Annotated in this window: 19 protein-coding genes, 2 tRNA genes and 2 pseudogenes; 13 read left to right on the forward strand and 10 right to left on the reverse strand. The window is 71.0% G+C overall.

All coding sequences use genetic code 11. The annotated features are described in order from the left end of the window. Positions 1-117: 117 nt before the first annotated feature. Both ACLGIH_RS17190 and ACLGIH_RS17195 read right to left on the reverse strand, forming a co-directional pair. Positions 118-4,833 (reverse strand): PAS domain-containing protein, encoded by a 4,716-nt coding sequence (locus ACLGIH_RS17190; protein WP_416526132.1) that lies wholly within the window; start codon positions 4,831-4,833, stop codon positions 118-120. A 228-nt stretch (positions 4,834-5,061) separates the two neighbouring features. Beyond that, positions 5,062-5,574: an SSI family serine proteinase inhibitor gene (locus tag ACLGIH_RS17195; RefSeq protein ID WP_416526133.1), complete on the reverse strand. Its 513-nt coding sequence runs from the start codon at positions 5,572-5,574 to the stop codon at positions 5,062-5,064. Positions 5,575-5,747: 173 nt separating this feature from the next. On the opposite strand from ACLGIH_RS17195, the gene ACLGIH_RS17200 reads away from it, so the two are divergent. Continuing rightward, positions 5,748-5,838 (forward strand) — tRNA-Ser (locus tag ACLGIH_RS17200). A 200-nt stretch (positions 5,839-6,038) separates the two neighbouring features. Further along, positions 6,039-6,111, forward strand: a tRNA-Arg gene (locus tag ACLGIH_RS17205). Between the two features lie 90 nt (positions 6,112-6,201). On the opposite strand, the gene ACLGIH_RS17210 is transcribed toward ACLGIH_RS17205, so the two are convergent. The 4 genes from ACLGIH_RS17210 to ACLGIH_RS17225 all read right to left on the reverse strand — a co-directional run bounded on the left by ACLGIH_RS17210 (position 6,202) and on the right by ACLGIH_RS17225 (position 9,773). Beyond that, complete coding sequence (locus ACLGIH_RS17210; protein ID WP_416526134.1) at positions 6,202-7,299, reverse strand: tyrosine-type recombinase/integrase; 1,098 nt, start codon at positions 7,297-7,299, stop codon at positions 6,202-6,204. Between the two features lie 633 nt (positions 7,300-7,932). Beyond that, complete coding sequence (locus ACLGIH_RS17215; protein ID WP_416529402.1) at positions 7,933-8,769, reverse strand: protein kinase family protein; 837 nt, start codon at positions 8,767-8,769, stop codon at positions 7,933-7,935. Between the two features lie 69 nt (positions 8,770-8,838). Continuing rightward, the gene (locus tag ACLGIH_RS17220) at positions 8,839-9,282 is read right to left on the reverse strand and encodes a glycine-rich domain-containing protein (protein ID WP_416526135.1); all 444 of its coding nucleotides are present in this window, start codon (positions 9,280-9,282) and stop codon (positions 8,839-8,841) included. A gap of 248 nt (positions 9,283-9,530) precedes the next feature. Beyond that, complete coding sequence (locus tag ACLGIH_RS17225) at positions 9,531-9,773, reverse strand: hypothetical protein (RefSeq protein WP_416526136.1); 243 nt, start codon at positions 9,771-9,773, stop codon at positions 9,531-9,533. A 112-nt stretch (positions 9,774-9,885) separates the two neighbouring features. Between ACLGIH_RS17225 and ACLGIH_RS17230 the strand changes: the two genes are divergently transcribed. Then, positions 9,886-10,677, forward strand: a complete 792-nt coding sequence (locus ACLGIH_RS17230) for an NsdA family TPR-like regulatory protein (RefSeq protein WP_416526137.1) — start codon at positions 9,886-9,888, stop codon at positions 10,675-10,677. Here ACLGIH_RS17230 and ACLGIH_RS17235 read toward each other — a convergent pair. Both ACLGIH_RS17235 and ACLGIH_RS17240 read right to left on the reverse strand, forming a co-directional pair. Beyond that, on the reverse strand, positions 10,655-11,188 hold the full coding sequence (locus tag ACLGIH_RS17235; protein ID WP_416526138.1) for an NUDIX hydrolase: 534 nt from the start codon (positions 11,186-11,188) through the stop codon (positions 10,655-10,657). The two genes, ACLGIH_RS17230 and ACLGIH_RS17235, sit on opposite strands and share 23 nt — an antisense overlap. A 290-nt stretch (positions 11,189-11,478) precedes the next feature. Beyond that, positions 11,479-13,803: an nSTAND3 domain-containing NTPase gene (locus ACLGIH_RS17240; RefSeq protein WP_416526139.1), complete on the reverse strand. Its 2,325-nt coding sequence runs from the start codon at positions 13,801-13,803 to the stop codon at positions 11,479-11,481. A 523-nt stretch (positions 13,804-14,326) separates the two neighbouring features. Here ACLGIH_RS17240 and ACLGIH_RS17245 point away from each other — a divergent pair. From ACLGIH_RS17245 to ACLGIH_RS17290, 10 genes and pseudogenes are all read left to right on the forward strand, one after another. Beyond that, on the forward strand, positions 14,327-14,572 hold the full coding sequence (locus tag ACLGIH_RS17245) for a hypothetical protein (protein ID WP_416526140.1): 246 nt from the start codon (positions 14,327-14,329) through the stop codon (positions 14,570-14,572). Positions 14,573-14,642: 70 nt separating this feature from the next. Beyond that, positions 14,643-15,095 (forward strand): BRO-N domain-containing protein, encoded by a 453-nt coding sequence (locus ACLGIH_RS17250; protein WP_416526141.1) that lies wholly within the window; start codon positions 14,643-14,645, stop codon positions 15,093-15,095. A gap of 214 nt (positions 15,096-15,309) precedes the next feature. Next, a pseudogene (locus tag ACLGIH_RS17255) lies at positions 15,310-16,211 on the forward strand (DUF2797 domain-containing protein). 114 nt (positions 16,212-16,325) lie between these two features. Next, positions 16,326-17,249 carry an amidohydrolase family protein gene (locus ACLGIH_RS17260; protein ID WP_416529403.1) on the forward strand — a complete coding sequence of 308 codons (924 nt, stop codon included), beginning with the start codon at positions 16,326-16,328 and terminating at the stop codon, positions 17,247-17,249. Positions 17,250-17,464: 215 nt separating this feature from the next. Beyond that, positions 17,465-18,205: a response regulator transcription factor gene (locus tag ACLGIH_RS17265; RefSeq protein WP_416526142.1), complete on the forward strand. Its 741-nt coding sequence runs from the start codon at positions 17,465-17,467 to the stop codon at positions 18,203-18,205. After that, complete coding sequence (locus ACLGIH_RS17270) at positions 18,202-19,794, forward strand: ATP-binding protein (protein WP_416526143.1); 1,593 nt, start codon at positions 18,202-18,204, stop codon at positions 19,792-19,794. Before ACLGIH_RS17265 ends, ACLGIH_RS17270 begins: the two co-directional genes overlap by 4 nt. Before the next feature lie 14 nt (positions 19,795-19,808). Then, positions 19,809-21,071 (forward strand): bifunctional glycosyltransferase family 2/GtrA family protein, encoded by a 1,263-nt coding sequence (locus ACLGIH_RS17275; RefSeq protein ID WP_416526144.1) that lies wholly within the window; start codon positions 19,809-19,811, stop codon positions 21,069-21,071. Next, positions 21,068-23,227: a glycosyltransferase family 39 protein gene (locus tag ACLGIH_RS17280; RefSeq protein ID WP_416526145.1), complete on the forward strand. Its 2,160-nt coding sequence runs from the start codon at positions 21,068-21,070 to the stop codon at positions 23,225-23,227. The genes ACLGIH_RS17275 and ACLGIH_RS17280 overlap by 4 nt, the downstream gene beginning before the upstream one ends. A gap of 76 nt (positions 23,228-23,303) precedes the next feature. Then, positions 23,304-24,818 (forward strand): MFS transporter, encoded by a 1,515-nt coding sequence (locus ACLGIH_RS17285; protein ID WP_416526146.1) that lies wholly within the window; start codon positions 23,304-23,306, stop codon positions 24,816-24,818. A 116-nt stretch (positions 24,819-24,934) separates the two neighbouring features. Next, a complete protein-coding gene (locus ACLGIH_RS17290; protein WP_416526147.1) occupies positions 24,935-25,699 on the forward strand; it encodes a TetR/AcrR family transcriptional regulator in 765 nt (254 codons plus the stop codon). A gap of 3 nt (positions 25,700-25,702) precedes the next feature. Here the strand turns inward: ACLGIH_RS17290 and ACLGIH_RS17295 are convergent. Both ACLGIH_RS17295 and ACLGIH_RS17300 read right to left on the reverse strand, forming a co-directional pair. Beyond that, a pseudogene (locus ACLGIH_RS17295) lies at positions 25,703-26,168 on the reverse strand (PPOX class F420-dependent oxidoreductase). Positions 26,169-26,195: 27 nt separating this feature from the next. Beyond that, positions 26,196-26,552, reverse strand: coding sequence for an STAS domain-containing protein (locus tag ACLGIH_RS17300; protein ID WP_416526148.1), 357 nt, complete (start codon positions 26,550-26,552; stop codon positions 26,196-26,198). Positions 26,553-26,570: the final 18 nt, after the last annotated feature.

Below are 26,570 nucleotides of genomic sequence, written 5' to 3' on the forward strand. Positions count from 1 at the left end.
TGCCCCCGCCGGGGCGGGCCCTGAACGCTTGGCTCCGGTCATGGCCCAGCATGGCTCAGCACACAGCTCCGTACGGCTCAGTACAGCTTCGTACGGCCCAGTACAGCTTCGTACGGCCTAGTTGGTCCCGATCCGGGCGAGCAGATCGACGATCCGGGCCTGGACCTCGGCGCTCGTGGACCGCTCCGCCAGGAACAGCACGGTCTCGCCCGAGGCCAGCCGCGGCAGGTCGGCCTGGTCGACCGCGGCGGTGTACACGACGAGCGGGGTGCGGTTGAGCTGCCCGTTCGCGCGCAGCCAGTCGAGGATCCCGGCGCCCCCGGCCTGCCGCCGGTGCACCTGCATCAGGTCCATCACGACCAGGTTCGGCCGGAACTGCCCCGCCAGAGCCACCGCGTCCGCGTCGCTCGCGGCCCGCGCCACCTGCATCCCGCGCCGCTCCAGCGTCCCGGTCAGCGCCAGCGCGATCTCCGCGTGCTCCTCGATCAGCAGCACGCGCGGCGGGTGCTGCTCACTGTCGCGCGGCGCCAGGGCCTTCAGCAGGACGGCGGGATCGGCGCCGTACGCCGCGTCCCGCGAGGCCTGCCCGAGGCCGGCCGTCACCAGCACCGGCACCTCGGCCGCCACCGCCGCCTGACGCAGCGACTGCAGCGCCGTACGCGTGATGGGCCCGGTCAGCGGGTCCACGAACAGCGCGGCCGGGAACGCGGCGATCTGCGCGTCGACCTCTTCGCGCGAGTGCACGATGACGGGCCGGTAGCCGCGGTCGCTCAGCGCCTGCTGCGTGGACACGTCCGGGGCGGGCCAGACCAGCAGCCGGCGCGGGTTGTCCAGCGGCTCCGGCGGCAGCTCGTCGTCCATCGGCTGCGAACGCGGGGTGTCCGCCACCTCCACGGCGCCGCCCGGACCGTCCAGCGGCTCGGGGCCCTCGGCGGCGTTCTCGTCCGGTGCGCCTATGGCGTACGACCGTCCGGCGCCCTGCGTGGCGGGCGCCAGCCGGGACTGGCCGGGCGGGGTCGGCGCGGAGTGCGGCTGCGGCTGGGCCGGGGGCGGAGTGTGCGGCTGCGACTGTGCCGGAGGCGGCGTCTGCGGCTGCTCGGTCGGCGACTGCGCAGGGGCCGCCTGCTCCGGGCGCCCGGCCGCCGGGTCCGGCGGGGTGCCCAGCTTGCGGCGGCGACCGGAGCCGCCCGGGTGCTGCGGGGCGGGCGTGGCCGACGGCTGCTGCACCTGCGTCGCCTGCCGGGTGAACGGCACGCCCTGCCCCAGCGTCCGCACGCTGATCGACCGGCCCTGCGTCGAGTTGGGGTCCACCGGCGCGGCCCCGGCCTCCGCGGGCAACGGCTGCGCGGCCCTGGGGGCGTTCTCCGGCGGCAGCGGGGTGCCGCGGCCCGGGGTCTCCGGGCCGGGCGGGGGCACGGGGGCGGCGGTGCCGTTCGGCGGGGTCTGGGGGGGAGCGCCGTCCGGCCGGGTCTGCCCGGCGGGCGTCCGGCCGGTCGCGGCACCCTCGGGCGGTACGGGCGTACCGGCGCCCGGTGTGTCACTGCCGGCCGCCGTCGGCCACTGCTGCGGGGCGGGCACCTGCTCCGCCGCGCCCTGCGGGGGCTGGGCGGTCTGCGGCTGCGGCGGGGCGGCTTGCGCCTGTGCCTGCGGGTGGGGAGCAGTGGTGGCTGCCTGCGGCTGCGGAGCCGTGGTCTGCGGGTGCGGAGCCGTGGGTCGCGCGTGCGGCGGCGCGGCCTGCGGGTGCGGGTGGGCGGCCTGTGCCTGCTGCTGTGCGGTCTGCGGTTGCGGGTGGGCGGCCTGTGCCTGCTGTTGTGCGGTCTGCGGTTGCGGGTGGGACAGCGGCTGTGCCTCGGCGGCGTTCGGCGCGGGGGCCGGGGCGTTCGGCGAGGGTGCGGTGGCGTTCGGCGCGGGGGCCGGGGCCCCGGGTGCGGGAGCGGCTGCGGTCTGCGGCGGTACGGCACCCGCCGGGACGTGCACCGCCTGCTCGGCGTCGGCCGCGCGGGCCGGGTCCGGCGCCTGGGGCGGTCGGGGCTGAGCCGGTCCGGGCTGAGCCGACATGCCTTGAGCCGGTGCGGATCGACCCGGTGCCGGTTGAGCCGGGGTTGCCTGGGCCGGGGTTGCTTGTGCCGGGGTTGCTTGTGCCTGCGTCGCCTGCGCGGGGATGCCCTGGCCGGTGGTCGCCGTAACGTGGTGGGCCACCTGAGCCGCTTGAGCTGACTGGGCCGAGTGAGCCGGGTGAGCCGGGTGAGCCGCCTGGGCCGTCCGGGCCGCGGGGTCGGTCTGCGCCGGCGGGGCGGCGGCACGGCGCCGGCGGCCCGTCGGCGCACTCACGGGGTGCGGCTGCGGCGGGGTGTGGTCACCGGACTGGTCGTGCGGTACGGCGTCGTGCCGGCCGCCGTCCTCGATCAGCGCGTCACCCGAGGCAGCGGGGCCGGGCACCGGCACCTGCCCCTGAGGCGCGTCCGGGTGCGCCTGCGCCTCGTCCGACGGCCGGTCGGCGTCGGCGGGCGGCAGGGCGAAGACCTGACGGGGGGCCGCCTCCTGCGCGGCCGCACGCTCGTTGGCGGAGGCCAGGGCACGGCGTCGGCGTCCGGTCGGCTGGGGCGCCTCGTCCGCCGCCCCGCCGGCCTGCGCGGGCAGCGCCGGCGGCAGCGCGTGCTGTTCCCCGGCGGCACGCCGGGCACGCCGCCCGGTGGGCTGGGGCACGCCCTGCGCGGACGCCGGTACGCCCTGCGGGGGAACGGTCCCGCCCAGCCCGGTGCCGGAGGCCGCGGCACCGGCCGCGTGCTCGGCGGCGGTCACGACGGCACCCTCCGCCACACCGGCGCCCTCGGCCGCACCGGCGGCCGCGACCTCGGCCGGCTGTCCGCGCCGGCGCCCGGTACCGCCGGACGCCTCACCCGGCGGCTGTGCCTGGGCCGGTACCGGAACCGGTGCCTGGGCCGCACGGCGCCTGCGCCGCCCGGTCGGCGCGGCCGGGGCCTGCGCCTCGGCATCGCCGGACCCGCCCGCGACCTCGCTCTCCAGGAACGCGTCGACCGACGCCCGCCGGGCCCGGCGCCGTCCGCCGCCGCCCGAGCCCTGCTCGGCGGACCCGGCCTCGGCGCCGCCGTCCGGCGCGTCCTCGTTCGCCGCCCCCTCGGCGTCGGGCGCGACGGCGGCGACGGCGCCCGCACCGCCACCGAGCGGGACCTCGAGGACGTACGCGTTCCCGCTCATCCCCGGGACGTCGTGGGTCTGCAGCACACCACCGTGCGCCCGGACGATCCCGCGCACGATCGGCTCGTGCACCGGGTCCCCTCCGGCGTACGGCCCGCGCACCTCGATCCGGACGACCTCACCGCGCTGCGCCGCCGCCACCACGACCGTGTTGTCCATGTAACCGCCCGCCGAGACGGGCGCGTTGCCGGTCGCGTCGACACCCGCCACATCGGCGACGAGGTGCGCGAGCGCGGTCGCCAGCAGCCGCGGGTCGACCTCGGCCTCGATGGGCGGTGCGTGCACGGCGAACTGCACCCGCCCCGGCCCGACCAGCTCGACGGCCCCGTCGACCCCGGAGGCGACGACGGCGTCGAGCATCACCTTCGTACGGGTGATGCCCCCGCCCTCGGCGTCGAGCCGCTGGTACCCGAGGACGTTGTCGATGAGCGTGGTGATCCGCGAGTAACCGGCCGACAGATGGTGGAGCACCTGGTTGGCCTCGGGCCACAGCTGCCCGGCGTCGTCGGCGGCGAGCGCGCTCAGCTCGCGGCGCAGCTCCTCCAGCGGCCCGCGCAGCGAGGCGCCGAGGAGGGTGAGCAGCTGCTCGTGCCGGCCGGCGAGCGCCTCGAAACGGTCCTTCTCACGCTCCCCGAGGGCGGCGTAGCGCTCCTCGTTCGCGGCCAGCTCCTCCGCGTGCTTCTCGCGCAGCTCTTCCAGCTCGGTGACGTGCTGCTGGCGCAGCGCGGTGAGTGCGGAGGCGTGTTCCTCGGCGAGCCGCTCCAGCTCCTCGGCGTGCCGCTGCGCCGCGTCCTCCTTCTCCTTCACGACCGCGTCGTAGGGCCGCCGGTCGGTGAAGGTCAGCACGGCGCCGACGAGCTGGTCGCCGTCGCGGACGGGCGCGGTGGTCAGATCGACCGGCACCTTCTCGCCGCTCTTGGCGTACAGCACCTGCCCGCGCACCCGGTGCTTGCGCCCGGAGCGCAGGGTGTCGGCGAGCGGGGACTCGTCGTACGGGAAGGGGGAGCCGTCGGCCCGGGAGTGCAGTACGAGGGTGTGCAGCTCGCGCCCGCCGAGTTCGCCGGCCCGGTAGCCCAGTATCTGGGCGGCGGCCGGGTTGACGAGGACGATCCGCCCGTCGGTGTCGGTGCCCACCACGCCCTCGGCGGCGGCGCGCAGGATCATCTCGGTCTGGCGCTGCGAACGGGCCAGCTCGGCCTCGGTGTCCACGGTGCCGGACAGGTCGCGGACGACGAGCATCAGCAGCTCGTCGGCGGTGTAGCCGTAGTTGTCGTAGGCCTGCTGGCCGGTCTCCAGGTTGGCGCTGGTGACCTCGACGGGGAACTCGGAGCCGTCCGTGCGCCGCGCGACCATCCGGGTCGGCTTGGTGCGGGCCCGCGGGTCGATGTGGTCCGGCCGCCGCATGGACCCGGGGATGAGCCGGGAGTCGAACTCCGGCAGCAGGTCCAGCAGCCCGCGCCCGACGAGCGCGGTGCCCGGGGCCTCGAAGGCCTCGAGCGCGATGGTGTTCGCGTTGACGACGGTGCCGTTGGCGTTGACCAGGACCAACGCGTCGGGCAGGGCGTCCAGTATGGCTGCGAGGCGAGCAGCGCCTCGGGATGGCCTGCTGCTCACGAGACGCCTTCCTCCCTGTTACCGCACCTTGCCGACCGCCTGGGCCATCTTGCCAACCGGCCCGCGGCGTGTCACGCGAGGGAGTCTAAGCGCTGGGGCACGGCCCGGGGTGCCGGATGGGGCGGAGGTCGCACGGGGAGGTGGCGTAGAACGCGTGCCCGAGTCCACTTCCGCCCCGGGACCTTCGCCGAACCTTCACGACGCCCGCCCTGCCCCGGTTTCCGTCCGTCACACGGCTCCGGACGCGGACCGCGGGTCGGGCAGCAGCGGTACGAGGCGGTCCCAGCGGGCGATCTCGCAGCCGTCACGGCGGTCGTACGTCGCGTCGACGGGGCGCCCGGCCCAGGTGCCGGTGACGCGGGCGGTGGCCGGACCGCCGTACTGCATGGTGCAGACGGTGCCCACCGGGACGGGCGCGAAGACGTCCTGTCCGGCCCGCGTGCTCCGGTCGACCGCGGCGCATGCGCCGTCCGGGTCGGGGTGGCTGCCGCCGCTGGGCCGGCAGCGCAGCTCGTACGTGCCGTCCACGCCCTGCCCGGCACCCTCGACGGTGACGGTCAGGCGGTCGTCGTCGCGGGCCGGGGGCGGCATGAGGGTCCCGATGGCGTCGCCGGCGGCGTGACCGGCGGCGGGGACGTGGGCGGAGGAGGGGGTGGCCACGGCCGGGGGTGCCGCGGCCAGCGAGGCGAGGGCGGCGGTGGAGACGGCGGTGGCGCCGAGGATGCGGGTGACCTGCAACATGCCCTGACTAACGCGGCAGCCCACCGGACGTTGCGGCATGCGAGCGGGCCGTAAGGCCTTTGCTCTGCGGCCTGCCTGCCTAGTACCGTGGGGGGCGATTGGTGACAGCACGCTCGACTGTGTCATCATCGGCACGCAACGCTCGCGCTCGCCCGCGAGAGGTTGTGTCGTCTGGAGGCGTCGCCTAGTCCGGTCTATGGCGCCGCACTGCTAATGCGGTTTGGGTCTTAAAGCCCATCGAGGGTTCAAATCCCTCCGCCTCCGCACAAGATCAGCGAAGCCCCGGCCCACTCGGCCGGGGCTTCGCTGTTCTGCGCTCACCGGCCCGGCCTACAGGGTGTTTGTGCAGGTCACAAGGGGTGTGGCTAACGGATTTCACATGACGGCGGCAGTCATGTAATGTTCTTCCTGTCGCCGCGAGCGGGCCGGAAGGGCCGGGAGCGGCGGAAAACTGAAGAAGACAAGCACTCGTAGCTTAACGGATAGAGCATCTGACTACGGATCAGAAGGTTGCAGGTTCGAATCCTGCCGAGTGCACAGCACGTCAGAGGCCCTGTGGAGTGATCCACAGGGCCTCTGGCTTTTGCCTTGACGGCAGTGTCTGACGGCAACCGTATCGCGAGCCGATCAGAGGGCTACGGGGACACTGGCGGCGCCGTCGTCATCGTCCGGCTCGTTGCCGTCACCCCTCAGTGCGTCCCCGACGCGGTCGAAGGCGGAGCGCTGCGAGTCGAGGCGTACGAAGGTGTAGATGTCCATGGTCACGCGGATGGAGCTGTGGCCCAGGACTTCCATGATCATCCGAGCGTCGGCGCCCTGTTCGTGGAGCAGGGACGCGCAGGTGTGGCGCAGGTCGTGGAACCGGACCTTGCGGACCCCGGCACGGGCGCACAGTGCTTCGAAGGAGCGGTTCAGGTTGCGCGGCTCGATCGGGGTTCCGTTCTTCGTGGTGAAGACGAGGCCGTGGCCCGTCCCCTTCCAGTTCGCGCCCGCGGCTTTCCGGTCGCCGGTCTGCTGAGCCCGCTGAGCACGCAACGCGGTCACGCACTCGCTCGGCAGGGCCACGCGGCGGGCCGAGCGCTGAGTCTTCGGCGTGACGATCAGCAGTTCGCCGCCGACTCGCTGTAGGGCCTGCCGGACGGTGAGGACACCGTCGTGAAGAGCCACGTCCGACCATCGCAGCCCCAGCAGCTCACCTCGCCGGAGGCCGACGCGGACGGCCAGCTCGTAGAGGGCCCACAGCCGGTTGTCACGGGCCGCCGCCAGGAGCTGACGCCCTTCCTTGGCGGTGAGCGGTTCGATCTCGCGCTTCGTTCCCATGCTCAGCTCCACGTTCCGGGCCACGTTTCGGGGCAACTCGTCCTCACGTACGGCGTGCTGGAGGGCGGCCCGCAGGATCACGAGCAGGAAGCGGACGGTCCGATCAGAGGGGAGCTTCTTGCAGCATTTGCCGAGGGCGCAGCAGCGCTGCTTGTGCTCGGGTCGCTTCTTGTCCTTGCCCTGTGCGCAGCACTGGCAGGTGGCCGCCGTCTTGGCCAGGAAGGCACGGATGTCGCGGGCGGTGAGCCGGACCAGCTTCTTCCTGCCGAACTCGGGTGTCACGTAGTTGCGGACGAGCGATTCGTAGTTGACGTACGTCGTCCTGCGCACCTTGCCCTTGGCGACGTTCACCAGCCAGTACGTCAGGTACTCGCCGATGGTCATCTTGCTGGTGGCGACCGGCACGCAATTGTGGGAGTCGGCCTTGAGCTGGCCCGCCTATGGCGGGCCGCGCGCGCTGGCGGCCATGGGCCGCCGCCGCTCCTGTCTCCGCCCCGCTCCGGCGGCCCCCACCCGCTCAGCGCGCAGCAACGCCAAGGCGGACGGCCAGACCAGGAAGCAACCCGACCAGTCCGAGCACCAGGATCAGGCCGACACCGACCACGTGAGGCCCTGCCGCCCGAACAGTCCGTGCTTCGCAGCCTCTGGGCTTCACAGCCGCAGGCGCGCCCATGTGCCAGGCACTCACGTCGACAACGCCCAGGCCGGGACTGGGGCGAGGGCCATGACGAATGGAAGAAGCGTGGCTGAGGCCGGCGGGTGGTTGCTGGAGACACACGTGACGGGGCTCGTTCGGCGAGCCCGCCGCCGTGGCTGACTTTCGGTGGTGCAGGGCAGAACTGGGATGCGGCGGACCGAGCTGGAACAGGGACCCTCCCTAACTTCGCATTGGGGTACGGGAGTTGCAGCCGCACCCGCATTTGGGCACGCCGACCACCCCGGTACCATCGGCACCGGGGTCCTGATCAGGGCTTCCGCGACCGGACCACCCGGCATGCTGTCCAGGCTGAGGGGTGGTCCGGTCTTCGCTATTGGGAGTCAGCTCAGGGCTTTGCCCACCTCGTAGATGGTCGGCCGGTCTTCCGGCGCATGGCTGAGCATGGCGTCGATCAACTCACCGAGTGGTCCGGGCGCCTTCACGGACCGGCGCTTGCCGCTTGCCACGGCGTCTCTCTGGATGAATCGAGGAGCGTCGTCCGGGTATTCAACCGCTCGCCAGCCAGTGGCGGAGATGAGCAGGGAAGCGCCAAGCGCGTAGATGTCGGCTTCCTGCGTCGGCTCAGCTTCTCCTGTCGCGAGGACGCTACGCGCGATCTCCGGTGCCTCGTAGTGAACGAGGCAGCCGCGGAACGGGAAGTCGTACCCCTCAGGCACATGCCCGCCGCGAGCCAGGGCGAGATCGATCAGATGGGTCCGATCGGGCCCGATGATGAAATGTGCGGGTTGCACGTCACCGTGGGCCCAGCCCTTGGCGTGGAGTTCTGCCAGAGCTTCGACGCAACCGAGCGCGACGCTTGTGTGCGGTTCGAAGGGCGAGTCTCGTCGGCGACAGGGCTCCCACAGCCGGTACAGGTCCGGCCCTTCGTGCCACGGCTGGAAGTTCCACGTCCCGTGCTCCCACTCGCCGTACGCGAAGTCATCGAGACCCAAGCGATGTAGCACAGTTCCCTCACGGGCGGGCGCCAGCGCGGTCCAGTGCTGGGCGGGCCAGTCGGCCGTGGCCTCGATCGGGTAGCCGAGTTTCACGGCGTAGTGACCCCGGCGGCTTTCGACCTCCCACACCATGGAACCCCGGCGATCCGCCACCAAGCGCTGAGCCGTTGGCATCAACGCGTCGAGCACCACGATCGGAAGCTCAGGGGATGACCCGGACAACGTCACGTCTCCTTCCGGCGAGCGCGGCCGACCACGAGTCGAGGCCGGCCGCGCCGCTGCTGTCGTGTGCTACGCCTGCCCGTACGGTCGGCCACAGTCCGCATCGCACTGGGCGAGATTCTCGCCGTCCACGGTCCACAGGTCATCGAAGACCAAGAACCCGGCAGCCTTCATGGCTCGCGCCGAGGCGGCGACCTTCTCCGGGTCACGAGCTCCACCGCCCGGCGCCGGGTTGTGGTGCAGGAAGCGGCCCGCGTACTGATCGCACAGGGCCGCGTACTCCTTCGTGTGCAGGATGAGCGCGTGCAGGCCGAGGTCCACGTCGTCCGACGGGACCATGGGCACGGTGGCCGTGGAAGCCGTGACCACGAAGGCCACCGCCTGGTCCGCGATCCGCTTGGCCCGCTCCCGCGACTGCCCGTTGTGGACGACCACGAAGTGCGTGAGGCCTTCGAACAGCTCCTCACCAGCCACCGCGCGCCCGGTCCTCTGATCGTTCGCTGTTGCCGTCATGCGACTACTCCTTGTGTGTGGCGGTGCATGGCACTTGCCGCCCGCATCGGTCGCCGATATCGACGTTGACGACCAGAAGACGGGCTTGGAGGCCGCCCCGGACGGCGTTGGGGGAGCCTGGGGAACAGGCATCCGTCCGGGGCGACCGGTCTAGTGGCCGATGGCGAGGGCCATCCCGATCACCAGGCCGCACGACCCACTGATCGCGATGATGAACAGGACTCCCGCGTACCGGCCGATGGCGCGCATCACAGCCGGTCCCGGCTGTTGCCGTTCCTGATGGCTAGGAGCGCGCTCAGCTCTTCCCGCGCACTCGGCTGCACGACGTTGCCCGGCATGGCGTCCCACTCCCTGCCGCCGTTGATCGGCCTTATCTGGACACGGCCGCCAACCTCACCCATGACGACGCCGATGCGTCCCCTGGCGGTGTCTTTCGCCAGTTCACCGATGCCTGGTCTGGTCTGCTGGTTGCTCGCCATGCACAGGAGCATCGCGATCGGGGGACCGCTGCCAAAAGGTCAGGCTGATTACCCAACTTGGGTAACATCGCGGGAAGTAGAGACCCAGCGACGTTGTGTAGCCACTCGCAGTGGGAGCCACTCGATGCCTGACGCCGACCGGCCGCAGGAACTGCCTGCCAGGCTGCTCACCGATCCCGAGATGATCGATGCGTGCCGGATGCGGGACTTCGCCAGAGTCTTCCGCCTGGTGAAGATCAGGGCCGGTATCTATCCGTCGATGATTGCCCGACGGTGCGACCTGACTCCTAGCCGCGTCGGTGAGGTGATCGCAGGGCGACGCCAGTTGCAGCACATGGACGTCATCGAGCGGATCTCGGACGGCTTGCGCATCCCCGGACACATGCTCGGGCTTGCCCGCAGGCCGTGGGAGACACCGCAGGCTCTCACCGTCGCCGAGCGAGAGGCGCCGACACTGCCGGAGCCCGAGCAGCAGTTGCCCGCATCCCTCCCGGGCCCCGATGTCGACAGCATCCTGGCGCTGGCCACGGGGACGAAGCTCAGCGCGGCGACGCTTGAAGCGTTCCGCTCCTCCATCGAGGACTACTGGCGACGGGACGACCAGCACGGTGGCGAAGCCGAACCCTTGATCGCCGACGCGCTGCGGCGGGAGCACCACACGAATCAGCGAGGCCGCGCGTTCCACTCGTTCTGGCTGGCCCGTACGCAGCTGGACCAGGGCAAGCTTGACCAGGCGTGCCACACCGCCACGCAAGCCCTGGAGCCCGCGTCGGCGGTGGCCTCCGAGCGTGTGTCAGGGCACCTCAGGGAGTTCTACGACCAGTTGGCCCCACATAGGCAGGAGCCCGTAGCCCTTGCCTTCGAAGCGCGGCTACGGGAACTCCTCCCGCCGGTCAGCGGATCGCTTCATCCATGAGCAGGTAGAGCAGACCCACGAGTGAGCCGCTACTCACGATCTCGCGGCGGTCTATCATCCCGCGCACCTCTGAGAGGGGGATCCACTCGATGCGGTCGGACTCGTTCTTCTCCGTGGGAGGGCCGGCGTAGATGGCGCCGTCGACGCGGAAGACGTGGTGCTGCGAGTCGGTGATCCCGTTGGCCGGCTCGGCATAGATCAGAGGTTTGATGGGGCCGGGACGCCAGCCGGTCTCTTCCAGGACTTCACGGGCGGCAGCTTCCTCCGGGGTCTCGCCGTCCTCGACCAAGCCCATGGGCAGTTCCCAGGCCCAGGAGTCCGTGATGAAGCGGTGTCGCCACATCATCAGGACCTCTTGGCGGTCGTTGACCACGGCGGCAACGGCCAGATGCCGGAGGCGGACGACGTGGTACTCCCACCTGCGTCCGTCAGGTTGCTGGACGTCGACCAAACACAGATTCACCCAAGGGTTGCTGTAGACCTGTCGCTCACCGTGGGTCTTCCACTCCATACCTGCGGCCCCTCTCACGCGGTTCACCCAGCATCGCAGACCATGATGGGACTAAGTGCAAGATTCGCGTCAAGGTGACGAAATGCATGGTCAGGCTGCGTTGCGCGGGAGCCTCGCCTGTGGCCAGTCTGCACCGAGGAGCGAGTCGAGCTTTTGGGCGTACTACCGGCAGACTGCTTTGGATGTCGCCCTCGCGAGAGGCCAGTAACCGATGTACCCAGTGTGCGCCGGAGCACAGGCGGGTCGAACGAGTGACCGATGGGAACGTGCCGTGGCCACAGTGCCATGGTTCAGATGTCACCAGTGGGGTGCTGTTCTCTGACATCCGCCCTATCGCCAAGTGTCTGCATCATGGTTGCCACCTCATCGGCAACTTTCCATTCGGCCCGCCGAGCGTGCTCTGGATAGTCATCAAACAAGGAAGGCGCTGGGTCAGGAGGCTGCTCCCAATCATATTCATCGAGGCGGGCAAGTGCTTTTTCGTATCCGCCAGGCGGCGTGTTGCTGGACGAATAGAAGGCGACTATGTCTCTAATTTCAGATTCGGAGTAGATTGATTCTGGTCCGTTTTCTCCCCAGTCTTCGAGCGCATCTTCAGCGTATTCACGCCGTGTCAATGAAAGTCTTCCTCGGGCATCCTGAATCTCAAGACCAGGGTATGCAGCTTCCAGCATTTCTATCAGCTCACCAGCGTGGTCAATGTCGATCCAGTTGTGCAATCCATCGAATAGGCGCTCTAGCTCGAATTCGACGACTTTGGCGAGGGCCCGTTGAGCTTCCGGCGTCTCGTCATCGCTCAAAAATTGCAGCAGGATCGAGAGGTCATCTCGATGGGGCGATACGGTTCCAGTAAGGTGCTTTTCGATCTCGCCAAACGCAAGGTTGCGCATGATGTCGGAATCGAGCAGTTCTGCCATCTCGAGAAGAAAGAAGGCACGTCGAGCTGGGCCACTTACTCTGGTGACACTCTCATTGCGCGGCATCGGTGCAGCCTGGGTGGCTACGGTGGCTGCCTCCTCTAGCTGACTCAAGAGCTCTCGATACTGGGAAAGCAGGGGTCCTCCGCCGCGCACCGGAAGGCCAATCCAAAGCGTCTCTAGCTGCTCGAAATAACGCACGAGCTCAAAGAGGGATTCTAGCTCATCAACATTGGATGAAAAATAATTCATCAGATAGTCCCGGACGGATGGATTGTGAAACTCTATGTGTATATTACCTTCCCTGTCGAACAAAGTTTCCATCTTCTCGAAGCTGCGCAGCATCGTGCCGTCGAGGACGGCGAGAGATTTGCGAAGGTCGCGCACCCGGTGGCCGTAATCGCGCCACAACCCTTCGAAAGTGTTGAGTGGGGTACTCCCTAGGTACAGAAATACGACCTTCAGAGCCAGCATGTCGAGATCGTTTAGCTGGTTGTTGACGATGTGACCCCACAACCTGCTGGGATCTTCCAAGTTCGCCAGAATCTCGCTTGCAGCTGCCCCTGGCTCGTCTGACAAGTAGTGCGCTTCTGCCAGCGTAGAGGCAATGATGCGTGGAGTGAAATTCCTGTGCCTCAGAATCCGGCGATACGTGACGGGGTTGGCGAAATCCGCCTTCACGCTATCGGGCAGCTGCGACGCATAAACGTGGTTGTAAAGAATCTCTGCTCGCGATTTCCAGGAATAGTCGCCGAGGTCTATGATGCAAGTCTGCATACTGAACGGGTGTTGGTCGAGCCGCTCGTACCGTTGCCTTGCTCGGACTAGGATGTACTCTCGTGTGGTGAGGATAAACCTCTTATTGGGGGAATTGGCTGTCCTCTGCATTAGTGAGAGTAGGCGGCCATCCTCGTTTTTCCCTAGCTTCTCGTCCAGCGAGGTTCGCCCCAGGAAGTCATCATAGTAGAAGACTTGGCGCTTGGCGTCGTCCCACAGCTCATTCGCTTCATCGACGTCTTCCGAGATTTCAATCAACTCGTAGTCGCGAGCTAGATAATGTGCACAAAGGACGTGGCTGAGAGTAGTCTTTCCGATCCCTGGAATTCCGGCAATGATGCACACCTTGCGCTGTTCCAGAATAGCTAATGCGCGCGAGCAGCTAGGGTTGACTGAGTACTTGCGCAGAGTGTCATCAATTTCTCGCGCCAATGCTTGGGATCGAGTCACGAGACGCTTTGACAGGAGGGCGCTAAGGACGGTTGCGCTGGTTAGCCATAGCCTCAAATGTCTGCGAACGACATGCTCATGCTTGCGTAGCAGAGCGTCTAGCTCGTGTCTACCGTAGATGTCTCCAGGTGTTCTGGCGTACGGTTTCAGAGCTTGAAAAAGCTTGTCCTTCGCGTCCCTAGTGAGATCGACCGAGGTGGCCAACATGTATCGGCGCGGCTGCAGGCGCTGCACCTTCTGCGCTTCTGACTTCCGTACGTAATCAATGAGCTTGGCTCTAGGGGATCTATGCCAGTGCTTGCACTGGATGACCACTTCATTTTCGCGACTGCCGAAGTGTCGAAGGTCGACTCCTCCATCTGGCCCTGCTGAGAATATCTCTAGAGATACGCCCAACTCCTCTTCGAATAGGTCTTTGCAGACCGCTTCAAAATCGAAGTCAGTCAGCCTGCTTAGGTCGAAAGTCTCCAAGGAACCCCTCCTGTCGTCTGTACCACTACCCCTGTGCTTGTCTGCTGACTCTCTCGCTTGAACGGTGGAGAGGAGCCGAAGGAAGCGAGCAGGACGAGGCTCACAGGGCTACAGCCGACGGCGTCAAACCCAGCATGGCGTCGATGCAGTGGCCAGCGTAGGGGAGTGAGGGCGACGCGTACGCTCCTGATGCTGGGGGAGGCCGACGGCCAGCGGGAGCGGGCTGACGGCAACCGTGACGGCAACGACGGCACACGGAGGCCGTTGGTCACGACTATCAGCGATCAGCCGGGAGGAAGGCGAAGCCTCCGCCCTGCGACCTGCCCGATCCTACGGATCAGAAGGTTGCAGGTTCGAATCCTGCCGAGTGCACATGGATGAGAGGCCCCGGGGTGATCCGGGGCCTCTCGCGTTTGTGCGGTTCCTGTCGGGCCGTGCGGCCGTCGTCGCGGCGGGCACTGTACGCCACCGTATGGAAGGCTGCGCTGACTCCATACGCCACCGTATGGATGGGGGCACGGTGATGAGGCTGCCCGTGACCGCGCACACCGGAAGGCCCTGGCGGGTGCACGAGGTCGCCGGGGATTTCCGGGTCGAGGACGTGTGGGCGCTGCCCACGCCGGGTGGGCCCGACGATCTGGCGAACGGACTGCTCGGTGCCGTGTACATGGCCGCCATCAAGCCGTTCCGGTACCTGGGTGTGTATCCCGCGCTGCTGCGGGCGATGGGGCGCGAGTGGCGTGTGGGCGGCGCGGGGCGGGGGCACTGAGCGGCGCGCGTTGTGCGGAACGGCCGCCTTCCTCGGGCTCGACAGGAACGATCCTTCTGTCGCCTTTCGAGTGAACCTGCTTGCGCTGAACGGGTGTTGCCTTCACCGGTGCCTGAGGCTGCCCGATGGGGAGCACTGGTTTCCGGCGGCGGATCTCGCCGGGGAACTCGGCTACGCGAACACCCGGCAAGCACTCCTGTGGCATGTTGCAGAAAGCTGCCAGCAGTCCCTGGAGGATCTTGCACGAAGCGTCTATGGAGTAGACGCTTCGCGCAAAGTCGCAGGCCATGGGCTCAAGAAGTCGAAGCGCATGGTGAAACTGCGCGGTCTTGTAGCGCTCGTCAACGGCTGCACCAAGCCGGAGTGCGAGCCCTTCAAGGACTGGGTCACGGAGGTGGTCGTCACCGTCCAGCAGGAGGGCTCCTACTCCCTCGACCCCGCCCCCGTGCAACCCGCGCAGAGCGGCGGTACCGCGTATCTCATGCCCGAGCAGGTCGCCGACGCTGTGTGCGGATGCTGCTGAAGCGGGGCTGTATGCGGCAGGCCGGGGTCACCGAGGGCGGGGTGCCGGTGTACGTGCTGCAGTCGTGAGAGGCGTCACTTGTCAGGCGTCAGGCGTCAGGCGTCAGGAGGGCCCGAAGTCGCCATACGAGCTTGCGGCTTCGGGCCCTTGCGTACCGTACCGGCACTCTGCGCGTCCGGGGCGTTGTCAGTGGCTGGGCCTACTCTCGGCAGCGATGGCACAGGCGTGGAAGTGCGTGGGGCTGCGGTGGTCGGCCGGCGGTCCCGTGCTGGTCTGGGACGGCGGGCGGCGCAGTGCGCAGGCCTGGGGGAAGCGGGTGGCCTTCGGGGTCGTGGAGGGGGGTGCACGGACGTGTGTGGGGGCGCGCGGACATGCGTGTCCGCTCCGGGCGGTCGTGCCGGGGCGGAGTACGCGGGCGCGGTGCGAGGAGTGCGCGCGGCTGGACCGGGCGCACTCCGTGGCCGCCGACACGATCGCCGGCGATCCGCGGCCGTACCGCGTCTATCTGGCGTGGTTCGGGCCGGGGCTCGTCAAGGTCGGGATCACCGCACTGGAGCGGGGGCCGGACCGGCTGCTGGAGCAGGGGGCGATCTGCTTCAGCTGCTGGGCAGCGGGCCGCTGATGGCCACCCGGCGCACCGAGGAGCTGCTGCGGGCCGCGCTCGGTGTGCCGGACCGGATTCCCTACGCAGAGAAGCGGGCGGTGCGGTTCGCGCTGCCGGTGACGGAGGCGGAGCGGGCGGCCGAGATCGCGGAGCTGCACGCGCGGGCGAGGTCGCTGGGGGGATGGCCCGAGTCGCTCGCGCCGGAGCCGTTCCAGCCCGTGGACCACGTCCGGGTCTTCGGGCTCGACCGGCTCGGAGAGGGATCCGGGAGTGTTGTCACCGAGGTGGTGGAGCTGGTCGCCGGTGGGGTGGTCGGCGGTGAGCTGGTGGCGGCTGCCGGGCCCGATCTGCATCTGGCGACGGGACAGGGTGTCGTCGTACTCGACACGCGGCTCATGACCGGGTGGGAGCTGGTGCCCGCGACGGGCGGGCCGCTCTCCGTGCCGGTCCGGGAGTTGCGCGCGGCGCCCGGGGCGGGGGCGGGGACGGGGGTGCAGGACGGTCTGTTCTGACCAGGGCGCGGACGGTCGCTGGACAAGCCGCGGACAGGTCGTGGACATGTCCCGGACGGGGCGTGGACGGGGGCCGGGCTCGGGGCTCATCGTGGGGACATGTGCGATCACCGTATGGGTCCTGGCCGGTCAGCGGGCGTTCCGGGTGCCGATGCCGACGGCGGAGAAGTCGCCGCAGTGCGGGGGTTCGTGGCGCGGCTGGGGCTCCCCGGGCTGGTCGACGTGCACACGCACTTCATGCCCGAGCGCGTGCTGCGGAAGGTCTGGGCGTACTTCGACGCGCTCGGGCCGCTGACCGGCGGCGTCGAGTGGCCGATCACCTACCGGCGGGAGGAGGACGAACGGGTCGCGCTGCTGCGTGACTTCGGGGTGCGGGCGTTCACGGCGATGCTCTACCCGCACAAGCCCGGCATGGCCCGGTGGCTGAACGGCTGGGCGGTCGAGTTCGCCCGGCGGACGCCCGACTGCCTGCACACGTCCACCCTCTTCCCGGAGCCGGGCGTCGACGCGTACGTGCGCGAGGCGGTCGAGGAAGGGGCGCGGGTCTTCAAGGCGCATGTGCAGGTGGGGGCGTACGACCCCGCCGACGCGCTGCTGGACCCGGCCTGGGGGCTGCTGGCCGAGGCGGGGGTCCCAGTGGTGATCCACTGCGGTTCCGGGCCGGCGCCCGGCAAGCACACCGGGCCCGAGCCGATCGCCCGCGTGCTGGCCCGCCACCCCCGGCTGCGGCTGGTGATCGCGCACCTCGGCATGCCCGAGTACGAGGACTTCCTGGACCTCGCCGAGCGGTACGGGGAAGTGCGGCTGGACACGACCATGGCGTTCACCGACTTCAGCGAGCGGCTCGCCCCGTTCCCCCGGCGGGCGCTGCGCCGGCTGGCCGGCCTCGGAGACCGTGTCCTGCTCGGCACCGATTTCCCCAACATCCCGTATCCCTATCTCCACCAGCTCCGGGCACTGGAGCGGCTGGAGCTGGGGGACGACTGGCTGCGCGCGGTGTGTCACGACAACGGGCAACGGCTGTTCGGGCTCCGCTGACGTCCGGGTGCCGCTGGCGTTCGGGCTCCGATGGCGTTCGGGTGCCGCTGGCGTTCGGGTGCCGCTGACGTCCGGGCTCCATCGAGCCCCGTCGAGACCGTCGAGCCCCGTCGCGTCCCATCGAGCCGTGCCGAGCCCCGCGCCGAACCCGTTTCTCAGGGAAATCACAGGTTGACGAAAGAGTGCTCTCAGAGCGCCTCGCCATCGTGGCCGGCATGACCACGACCTCGCCCCAGGGGCGCACCGAACTGCTGAGGCCGGACGGGAACCCCGTCCGGGTGCTCGTGGTGGACGACGAGCAGTCGATCACCGAGCTGCTGTCCATGGCCCTGCGCTACGAAGGCTGGCAGATCCGCAGTGCCGGGGACGGGCAGGGAGCCGTCCGGACGGCGCGCGCGTTCCGGCCCGACGCCGTCGTGCTCGACATGATGCTGCCCGACATGGACGGGCTGAGCGTGCTCGGCCGGCTGCGCCGCGAGCTGCCCGACGTGCCCGTGCTGTTCCTGACCGCCAAGGACGCCGTGGAGGACCGGATCGCCGGGCTCACGGCCGGCGGGGACGACTACGTCACCAAGCCGTTCAGCCTCGAGGAGGTCGTCGCCCGGCTGCGCGGCCTGATCCGCCGGTCCGGTGCCGCCGACCGCCGCTCCGAGTCGATGCTGGTCGTCGGCGACCTCACGCTCGACGAGGACAGCCACGAGGTCACCCGGGGCGGCGACAGCATCCACCTCACCGCCACCGAGTTCGAACTGCTGCGCTTCCTCATGCGCAACCCGCGCCGCGTGCTCAGCAAGGCGCAGATCCTGGACCGGGTCTGGTCCTACGACTTCGGCGGCCAGGCCAACGTCGTCGAGCTGTACATCTCCTACCTGCGGCGGAAGATCGATGCCGGGCGCGAGCCGATGATCCACACCCGGCGCGGCGCGGGTTACCTGATCAAGCCCGCCGCCTCGTGACCGGACGGCGCCGGCCGCGCCCCCGGACCCCCCGGACCCCGCGAACCCCCCGGGCCCCCCGGGCCCCCCGGACCCTGCGGACGCGGCTCGTCGTCGCGTCCGTGGCGCTGATCGCGGTGGTGTGCGCGGTGATCGGCACCGTGACGACGCTGGCGCTGCGCGCGCACCTGTACGAGCAACTGGACGGTCAGGTACGGGCGGTGGCCATGCGGGCCACGGGCGGCCCGGGCGACCGGCACCCGCCCGGTCCCGGGCCCCGCGCCGGGCAGGACGACCCGCTGGACTTCGTCACCATGGGCCCGCCGGGCATCGGCACCATCGGAGCGACCGTCGAGGACGGCGAGGTCACCGAGGGCGTCCTCAGCCAGGAGAGCCAGGCCGCCGGGACACCGCCGGAGGCCGCCGGCCTCGACGACGAGCAGCTCGCGGCGCTCGCCTCCGTCCCCCGGGACGGCACGGCGCACACCGTCGGCGTCCCGGGCGCGGGCGAGTACCGCGCCGCGTACGCGACCGGCGTCAACGGCGCCTTCTACGTCGCCCTGCCCACCACGACGGTGGCCGCCACCCTCAGCACCCTCGTCCTGGTGGAGGTGTGCGTCACCGCCGCCGGCCTCGTCGCCGCCTCCCTCGCCGGCACCGTCATCGTCGGCATCGCCACCCGCCCCCTGCGCAGAGTGGCCGCCACCGCCACCCGGGTCTCCGAACTCCCCCTGCACACCGGCGAGGTGAACCTCAGCGAGCGCGTCCCCGAGGCCGAGTGCGATCCGCACACCGAGGTCGGGCGGGTCGGTGCCGCGCTGAACCGGATGCTGGACCACGTGCACGGCGCCCTGCACGCGCGCCAGCGGAGCGAGACGCGGGTACGGCAGTTCGTCGCGGACGCCGGCCACGAGCTGCGCACACCGCTCGCCTCCATCCGCGGGTACGCCGAGCTGACCCGCAGAGGAGGGGAACAGGCCGGGTCCGACACCCGGCACGCGCTGCGCCGGATCGAGTCCGAGGCCCGGCGCATGACCCTGCTCGTGGAGGACCTGCTGCTGCTCGCCCGGCTGGACGCCGGGCGGCCGCTGCGCTTCGAGCCCACCGATCTCGTACCGCTCGTCGTGGACGCCGTCGGCGACGCCCGCGCGGCCGGGCCGGAACACATCTGGCGGCTCGACCTGCCCGACGGGCCGGCCCTGGTGCCGGCCGACCCGGCCCGGCTCCAGCAGGTGCTGGTCAACCTGCTCGCCAACGCCCGCACCCACACCCCGCCCGGCACCACGGTCACCGCACGGGTGCGGCGCGGCGGCGCGGCCGGGCTGTGCGTGGACGTCGAGGACGACGGGCCGGGCGTCCCGCCGGAGCTGCTCCCGCACGTCTTCGAACGGTTCGCGCGGGGCGACTCCGGCCGCTCCCGCGCCACCGGGTCGACCGGCCTCGGCCTCGCCATCGCGCAGGCCGTGGTGAGCGCGCACGGCGGAGCCGTCACCGTCGACAGCGTGCCCGGACGGACGGTGTTCACCGTGCGCCTGCCCGCGCCGCCGCCCCGGCCCGACCGCTCACAGGCACCGCACAGCCTCACCACACCGGTGCGACAGGGGAGTTGAGAACAGTCGGTCGCATGCGAACCGACTCTTCTCCCGGCACCCTGCCGGCGCGCGAGCACCTCCCGGCCGCGGGAGCCGGCACCCCCGTCCTGGACGTCGTGGTCCCCGTCCACAACGAGGAGAAGGACCTCGGGCGGTGCGTGCGCCGGCTGCACGAGCACCTCACGCGGACGTTCCCCTACGCCTTCCGCATCACGGTCGCGGACAACGCCTCCACCGACACCACACCGCTCGTCGCCGCCCGGCTGGCCGCGGAACTGGCCGAGGTCCACTGCGTGCGGCTGGAGCTCAAGGGCCGGGGGCGGGCGCTGAGGACCGTCTGGTCGGCCTCGGACGCCCCGGTCCTCGCCTACATGGACGTCGACCTGTCCACCGACCTCAACGCGCTGCTGCCGCTGGTCGCCCCGCTGATCTCCGGCCACTCCGACCTCGCGATCGGCTCCCGGCTCGCCCGCAGCTCCCGCGTGGTGCGCGGCGCCAAGCGGGAGTTCGTCTCCCGCACCTACAACCTCATCCTGCGCGGCTCGCTCCAGGCCCGTTTCTCCGACGCCCAGTGCGGGTTCAAGGCGGTACGCCGTGACGTGGCCGGCGTGCTGCTGCCGCTGGTGGAGGACAGCGGCTGGTTCTTCGACACCGAGATGCTGGTGCTGGCCGAGCGCGCGGGCCTGCGGATCCATGAGGTGCCCGTCGACTGGGTCGACGACCCCGACTCCTCCGTCCACCTCGTGCGGACGGCGGCCGACGACCTCAAAGGGGTGTGGCGGGTCGGCAAGGCGCTCGCCTCCGGTTCGCTGCCGCTGGACCGGCTGGCCCGGCCGTTCGGCGACGACCCGCGCGACCGTGAGCTGGCCGGCGTGCCGCGTGGCCTGGCCCGGCAGCTCGTCGGGTTCTGTGCCGTCGGCGTGCTCTCCACCCTCTTCTACCTGCTGCTCTACAGCGGCTTCCGGGCCGTCGCCGGAGCGCAGCCCGCCAACGCGCTCGCGCTGCTGGTGTCCGCGGTCGGCAACACCGCCGCCAACCGGCGGCTGACCTTCGGGGTGCGCGGGCGCGGCGGCGCCGTGCGGCACCAGGCGCAGGGCCTGGTCGTGTTCGGCATCGGGCTCGCGCTCACCAGCGGCTCGCTCGCCGCCCTGGACGCGGCGACGGCCGACCCCGCCCACTCCACCGAACTGGCGGTGCTGGTCGCCGCCAACCTCGCGGCCACCGTGCTGCGCTTCCTGCTGCTCCGGGCGTGGGTGTTCCCCACCGGCGCCACCGATTCCAGGGACGAACGATGACTCTTCAGGACGACCGGTCCCGCGTGGGGAGTACCGCGCCGCCGACGGCCCCGCCCGCGGACGACGGTCCCGCCGGCCCCCGCTGGGCCCGCCCGGCCATGATCGGCCTGCTCCTCGGCACCGGCCTGCTCTACCTCTACGGCCTGAGCGCCTCCGGTTACGCCAACTCCTTCTACTCCGCGGCCGCCCAGGCCGGCAGCCAGTCCTGGAAGGCCTTCTTCTTCGGCTCGCTGGACGCCGCGAACGCCATCACCGTCGACAAACCCCCGGCCGCGCTGTGGCCGATGGCGCTGTCGGTGAAGGTCTTCGGCCTGTCCTCGTGGGCGATCCTCGTGCCCGAGGTGCTGATGGGCGTGGCCACGGTCGCCGTCGTGTACGCCACCGTGCGCCGCCGGTCCGGCCCCGGGGCGGGGCTGCTCGCCGGGGCGGTGCTGGCGCTCACGCCCGTCGCGGCGCTGATGTTCCGGTTCAACAACCCGGACGCGCTGCTGGCGCTGCTGCTGTCCGTCGCCTGCCACCTGGTCGTACGGGCGCTGGAGGACGGCCGGACCAAGTGGCTGATGTGGGCCGGGGCCGCGATCGGCTTCGCGTTCCTGACCAAGACCCTCCAGGCCTTTCTGGTCCTGCCGGCCCTCGCCCTCGCCTACGGTGTCCGCGCGCCGGTGCGGCTGCGCAAGCGGCTGGCGCAGCTGGCGCTGGCGGCCGTCGCGATCGTCGTCTCCGGCGGCTGGTGGGTGGCGGTCGTCGAGCTGTGGCCGGCGTCCTCGCGTCCGTACATCGGCGGCTCGCAGAACAACAGCTTCCTGGAGCTGACCTTCGGCTACAACGGCCTCGGGCGGCTGAACGGCGAGGAGACCGGCAGCGTCGGCGGCGGTGGCCCCGGTGGGCAGGGCGGCGGGCAGTGGGGGGAGACCGGCTGGGACCGGATGTTCAACGCGGAGACCGGCGGCCAGATCTCCTGGCTGCTGCCCGCCGCCCTGATCCTGCTCGTCGCCGGGCTGGTGCTGACCCGGGGGGCCGGGCGGACCGATCCGGCCCGGGGCGCCTTCCTCGTCTGGGGCGGCTCCCTGGTGACGACCGCGCTGGTCTTCAGCTACATGGCGGGGATCTTCCACCAGTACTACACGGTCGCCCTCGCGCCGTACCTGGCGGCCGTCGTGGGCATGGGGGCGGCGGGCCTGTGGCGCAGGCGCCGCGAGGCGTGGGCCGCGCTCGCCCTCGCCGTCGCCACGGCGGCGACCGCGGCCTGGGCGTACGTGCTGCTCGGCCGCACGCCCGGCTATCTGCCCCCGCTGAAGTGGGTGGTCCTCGTCGGCGGCCTGGTGGCCGCGCTGGGGCTCGTCTTCGCCGGGCGGCCGGGTCGGCCGGGTCGGCCGGGTCGGCGGTTCGGGGCCGCGGTGGCCGGGCTCGGGCTGGCGGCGGCGCTGGCGGGTCCGGCGGCGTACACCCTCAGCACGGTCCGGGAGGGCCACAGCGGATCCATCGTCACGGCGGGCCCGGCGGGAGCGAGCACGCGGGGCGGCGGTGGCGGACCGGGCGGACAGGGCGCGCCGGGCGAAGGGGGCGCGCCGGGCGGCGGTGGTCCCGGCGGGGGCGGCCTTCCGGGCGGGGGCATGCGCGGCGGACCGGCCGGCCAGGGCGGCCAGGCGGCCGGTCAGGGCTCCCAGGGCACTCCGCCCGGCCGCACCGGTCAGGGCACCCAGGGCACCCCGCCCGGCCGCACCGGTCAGGGCACCGAGGGCACCCCGCCCGGCCGCACCGGCGAAGGCGGCGGTGCCGGCGGCATGGGCGGCCTGCTCGGCGGCGCCGACGTCGGCCCGGAGGCCCGGGAACTGCTGGAGACCGATGCCGGCCGGTACACCTGGGTCGCGGCGGCGGTCGGTGCCCAGAACGCCGCGAGCCACCAGCTCGCCACCGGCGAACCGGTCATGGCGATCGGCGGCTTCAACGGCACCGACCCGTCGCCGACGCTCGCCGAGTTCCAGGCGTACGTGGCGGACGGAAAGATCCACTACTTCGTCGCCGGCGGAGGCACGGGCGGTGGCATGGGCGGTGGCGACGGCACCGCCGCGCAGATCACCTCCTGGGTCGAGGCCACCTTCGAGAAGGTCACGGCCGGCTCGGCCACCTTCTACGACCTGACGAGCCGGAGCTGACCGGCCGGTCCCACGGCCCGGCCTGACGGGAAAACGCCGCTGTACACCGTATAGCGACCGCTATACGGTGTACGGCATGTCGACGTCCTCCCAGGAGAAGGCCCCGGGCCGGCCCGAGGCGGCCCCGCAGGGGCACCCGCAGCGCTGGCTGATCCTCGGTGTCATCTGCCTCGCCCAGCTGACCGTTCTGCTGGACAACACCGTCCTCAACGTGGCCATCCCCTCGCTCACCGGCGAACTGGGGGCGTCCACCTCCGACATCCAGTGGATGATCAACGCGTACTCGCTGGTGCAGTCCGGCCTGCTGCTCACCGCGGGCAGCGCCGCCGACCGCTACGGCCGCAAGAAGATGCTGATCACGGGTCTGGCGCTGTTCGGCGTCGGCTCGCTGACGGCCGGATTCGCGGACTCCACCGGCCAGCTCATCGCCGCCCGGGCGGGGATGGGCGTCGGCGGTGCGCTGCTGCTGACGACCACCCTGGCCGTGGCGATGCAGATCTTCGCGCCCGAGGAGCACCCGAAGGCGATCGGCATCTGGAGCGCGGTCAACGCGCTCGGCTTCGCCTGTGGCCCGCTGCTCGGCGGCTTCATGCTCGACCACTTCTGGTGGGGGGCGATCTTCCTCATCAACCTGCCGGTCGCGGCCCTCGGCCTGTTCGCGGTCGTCGCCCTGGTCCCCGAGTCGAAGAACCCGCAGGGCGACCGTCCCGACCTGCTCGGCGCCGTGCTCTCCACCATCGGCATGGCCTCCCTGGTCTTCGCGATCATCTCGGGCCCCGAGCACGGCTGGACGTCGGGCCGGGTGCTGGCCACGGCCGCGGTCGCGGTGGCCGTCCTCGCGCTGTTCGCGTACTGGGAGAGCCGCATCCCGTACCCGATGCTCGACCTGCACTTCTTCCGCAACCGCCGGTTCACGGGCGCGGTCGCCGGTGCGGTACTGATCACGTTCGGCATGGGCGGCGCCCTCTTCCTGCTGACCCAGCATCTGCAGTTCGTGCTCGGGTACGGCCCCCTGGAGGCGGGCCTGCGCACCGCGCCGCTGGCGCTCACCGTCGTCGTCCTGAACTTCTCCGGGCTGTCGGCGAAGTGGATGGCCAGGCTCGGTACGCCCGTGTCGGTCCTGCTGGGCATGGTGCTGATGTCGGCGGGACTGGTCGCGATCGCCACGCTGACCGGCCAGGGCTACGCCGGCACGCTGCTGGGGCTGCTGCTGATCGGTGCCGGGTGCGCGGTCGCCAACCCCGCCATGGCGCACGCGATCATGAGCGCCATCCCGCCGGCCAAGGCCGGGGTCGGTGCCGGGATCAACGGCACGCTGGCCGAGTTCGGCAACGGGCTGGGCGTGGCGGTGCTGGGTGCGGTGCTGAACTCGCGGTTCGCGGCGCTGGTTCCGGTGGCGGCGAGTTCGCTGCCCGCGGCCCTGTCCGCGGCGGACGGCGCGGCGGAGCGGGAACGGATCGTGGAGGCGTTCTCCTCCGGGCTGGAGAGCAGCCAGTTGGTGGGGGCGCTGGCCGTGCTGTCGGGCGGACTGGTCGCGGCGGCGTTGCTGCGGCGGGCGGAGAGGGAGGAATCCGGGAAGGTGGTTGCCTGACAGCCCGGGTGGCACTCCGGGAGTGGGGCCGCGGGTGTGCGTGGCCGATCGCGCGGTCCCCGCGCCCTTCCCGGGCGCTCCGGCCGACCGGCGTGGGAAAGAGAGAGTGGGTACGCATGGTGAAGGCAGGGTCGGGCGGTCCGCGGACCAGTGTCTGGCTGGAGGGCAGGCCGCGGCGCGGCGGGCGCGGCGGGGGGCAGCCGTCGGGGCTGGACCGGGGGCACATCACCGACGTGACGGTCCGCCTGCTGGACGCGGAGGGGCTGGCCAAGTTCTCCATGCGGCGGCTGGCCGCCGAGCTGAACGTCACGGCCATGTCCGTCTACTGGTACGTCGACACCAAGGACGACCTCCTGGAACTCGCCCTGGACCGGGCCTTCGGCGAGCTGGAACTGCCCGACCCGGAGGCCGGCGAGGACTGGCGCGAGCAGCTGGGGGCGCTGGCCCGGCAGTACCGCGCCCTGCTGGTGCGTCACGCCTGGCTGTCGCCGCTGGCCGGCACCTTCCTCAACATCGGTCCCAACTCCCTGGAGTTCTCCCGGGTCGTCCAGCGCGTCGTGCGCAAGTCGGGCCTGCCCGCGCACCGGGTGACCAGCGCGATCGCGGCCGTCTTCCAGTTCGTCTACGGCTACGGCACGATCGAGGGGCACTTCTTCGCCCGGGTGGCCGAGTCCGGGATGAGCGCGGACGAGTACTTCCGGCGGTCCATGCACGACGCGACCCGGGCGCCGGCACCGCAGGCCGCGGAGGTCCTCGCGGAGTCCCGGCGGATCATGGCGGCCCGGGGCGGGGACAACGTGTCGGAGATGCTGGAGCGGGACTTCGACTTCGCCCTGGAGCTGCTCGTCGCGGGCATCGAGGCGATGGTCGAGCGGGCCTGAAGGTCAGTCGGCCACCAGCCGCGCCGGGAAGCCGCCCGTCGCCACCGGACCCCACCTCTCCGGCGTGACCCGGATGATCGACTTGCCCTGCCTGAGCATGGCGGCCCGGTACTCGTCCCGGTCGGGGTGCTCCCCGGCGATGTTCCGGTAGTACTCCACGAGCGGCTCCACGGAGTCCGGCGCGTCGACGACCTCCGCCGTGCCGTCGACCTGGACCCACGGGCCGTTCCAGTCGTCGCTGAGCACGATCAGGCCGACCCGGGGGTCACGCCGCGCGTTGCGGGTCTTGGCCCGCTCCGGGTCGTCGAGACCACGATGCGGCCGGAGTCGTCGACACCGCAGGTCAGCGGCGACCCCTGGGGGCCGCCGTCGGCCCGCCGGGTGAGCAGGAGCGCGCGGTGCCGGGGGCGCACGAAGTCCAGCAACTCCTCGCGGGAGACCGGGTGTCGGTCGCGATGTTCGGTGCCATGGCCGCAAGCCCAGGAGCTGTCCGACGTCAGACCGGCCCCAGCGCCTCCGTCAGGTTGTCGTACACCGGCACGTCGCGGCGCAGTCCGGTCAGTTCCAGGACGCGGCTCGGCACGCCCTGCGGCGCCGCCACCACCCGTACCCGGGCCCGGTCGCGCAGGTGGTCGCACACGTCACCGACCAGGCGGGCGCCCTGGGTGTCCATGAAGTCGGTGCCGGTCAGATCCAGGACCAGGACCCGCAGCCGGTCGGCGTGGGCATCGGCCACGGCCAGCACGCGCGGCAGCAGGTCGGCGGCATTACAGAAGTCGATCTCCGCGGGCAGCGGGAGCAGAGCGTAGCCGGGCGGTGTCAGCGGCTCGCAGGGATTCGGGCGGGAGGTCACGGCACTCACCTGGCAGAT

Origin of the sequence: Streptomyces hamibioticus, assembly GCF_047946815.1 — a bacterium.
Lineage (GTDB): Bacteria > Actinomycetota > Actinomycetes > Streptomycetales > Streptomycetaceae > Streptomyces.

Bases quoted from the DNA above. Each gene is read 5' to 3' on its own strand.
- ACLGIH_RS17195 (WP_416526133.1), bottom strand. From the start codon at position 5,574: ATGTTGCAGGTCACCCGCATCCTCGGCGCCACCGCCGTCTCCACCGCC.
- ACLGIH_RS17220 (WP_416526135.1), bottom strand. From the start codon at position 9,282: ATGACGGCAACAGCGAACGATCAGAGGACCGGGCGCGCGGTGGCTGGT.
- ACLGIH_RS17225 (WP_416526136.1), bottom strand. From the start codon at position 9,773: ATGCTCCTGTGCATGGCGAGCAACCAGCAGACCAGACCAGGCATCGGT.
- ACLGIH_RS17230 (WP_416526137.1), top strand. From the start codon at position 9,886: ATGCCTGACGCCGACCGGCCGCAGGAACTGCCTGCCAGGCTGCTCACC.
- ACLGIH_RS17235 (WP_416526138.1), bottom strand. From the start codon at position 11,188: ATGGAGTGGAAGACCCACGGTGAGCGACAGGTCTACAGCAACCCTTGG.
- ACLGIH_RS17245 (WP_416526140.1), top strand. From the start codon at position 14,327: ATGAGGCTGCCCGTGACCGCGCACACCGGAAGGCCCTGGCGGGTGCAC.
- ACLGIH_RS17260 (WP_416529403.1), top strand. From the start codon at position 16,326: ATGGGTCCTGGCCGGTCAGCGGGCGTTCCGGGTGCCGATGCCGACGGC.
- ACLGIH_RS17265 (WP_416526142.1), top strand. From the start codon at position 17,465: ATGACCACGACCTCGCCCCAGGGGCGCACCGAACTGCTGAGGCCGGAC.
- ACLGIH_RS17275 (WP_416526144.1), top strand. From the start codon at position 19,809: ATGCGAACCGACTCTTCTCCCGGCACCCTGCCGGCGCGCGAGCACCTC.
- ACLGIH_RS17280 (WP_416526145.1), top strand. From the start codon at position 21,068: ATGACTCTTCAGGACGACCGGTCCCGCGTGGGGAGTACCGCGCCGCCG.
- ACLGIH_RS17285 (WP_416526146.1), top strand. From the start codon at position 23,304: ATGTCGACGTCCTCCCAGGAGAAGGCCCCGGGCCGGCCCGAGGCGGCC.
- ACLGIH_RS17290 (WP_416526147.1), top strand. From the start codon at position 24,935: ATGGTGAAGGCAGGGTCGGGCGGTCCGCGGACCAGTGTCTGGCTGGAG.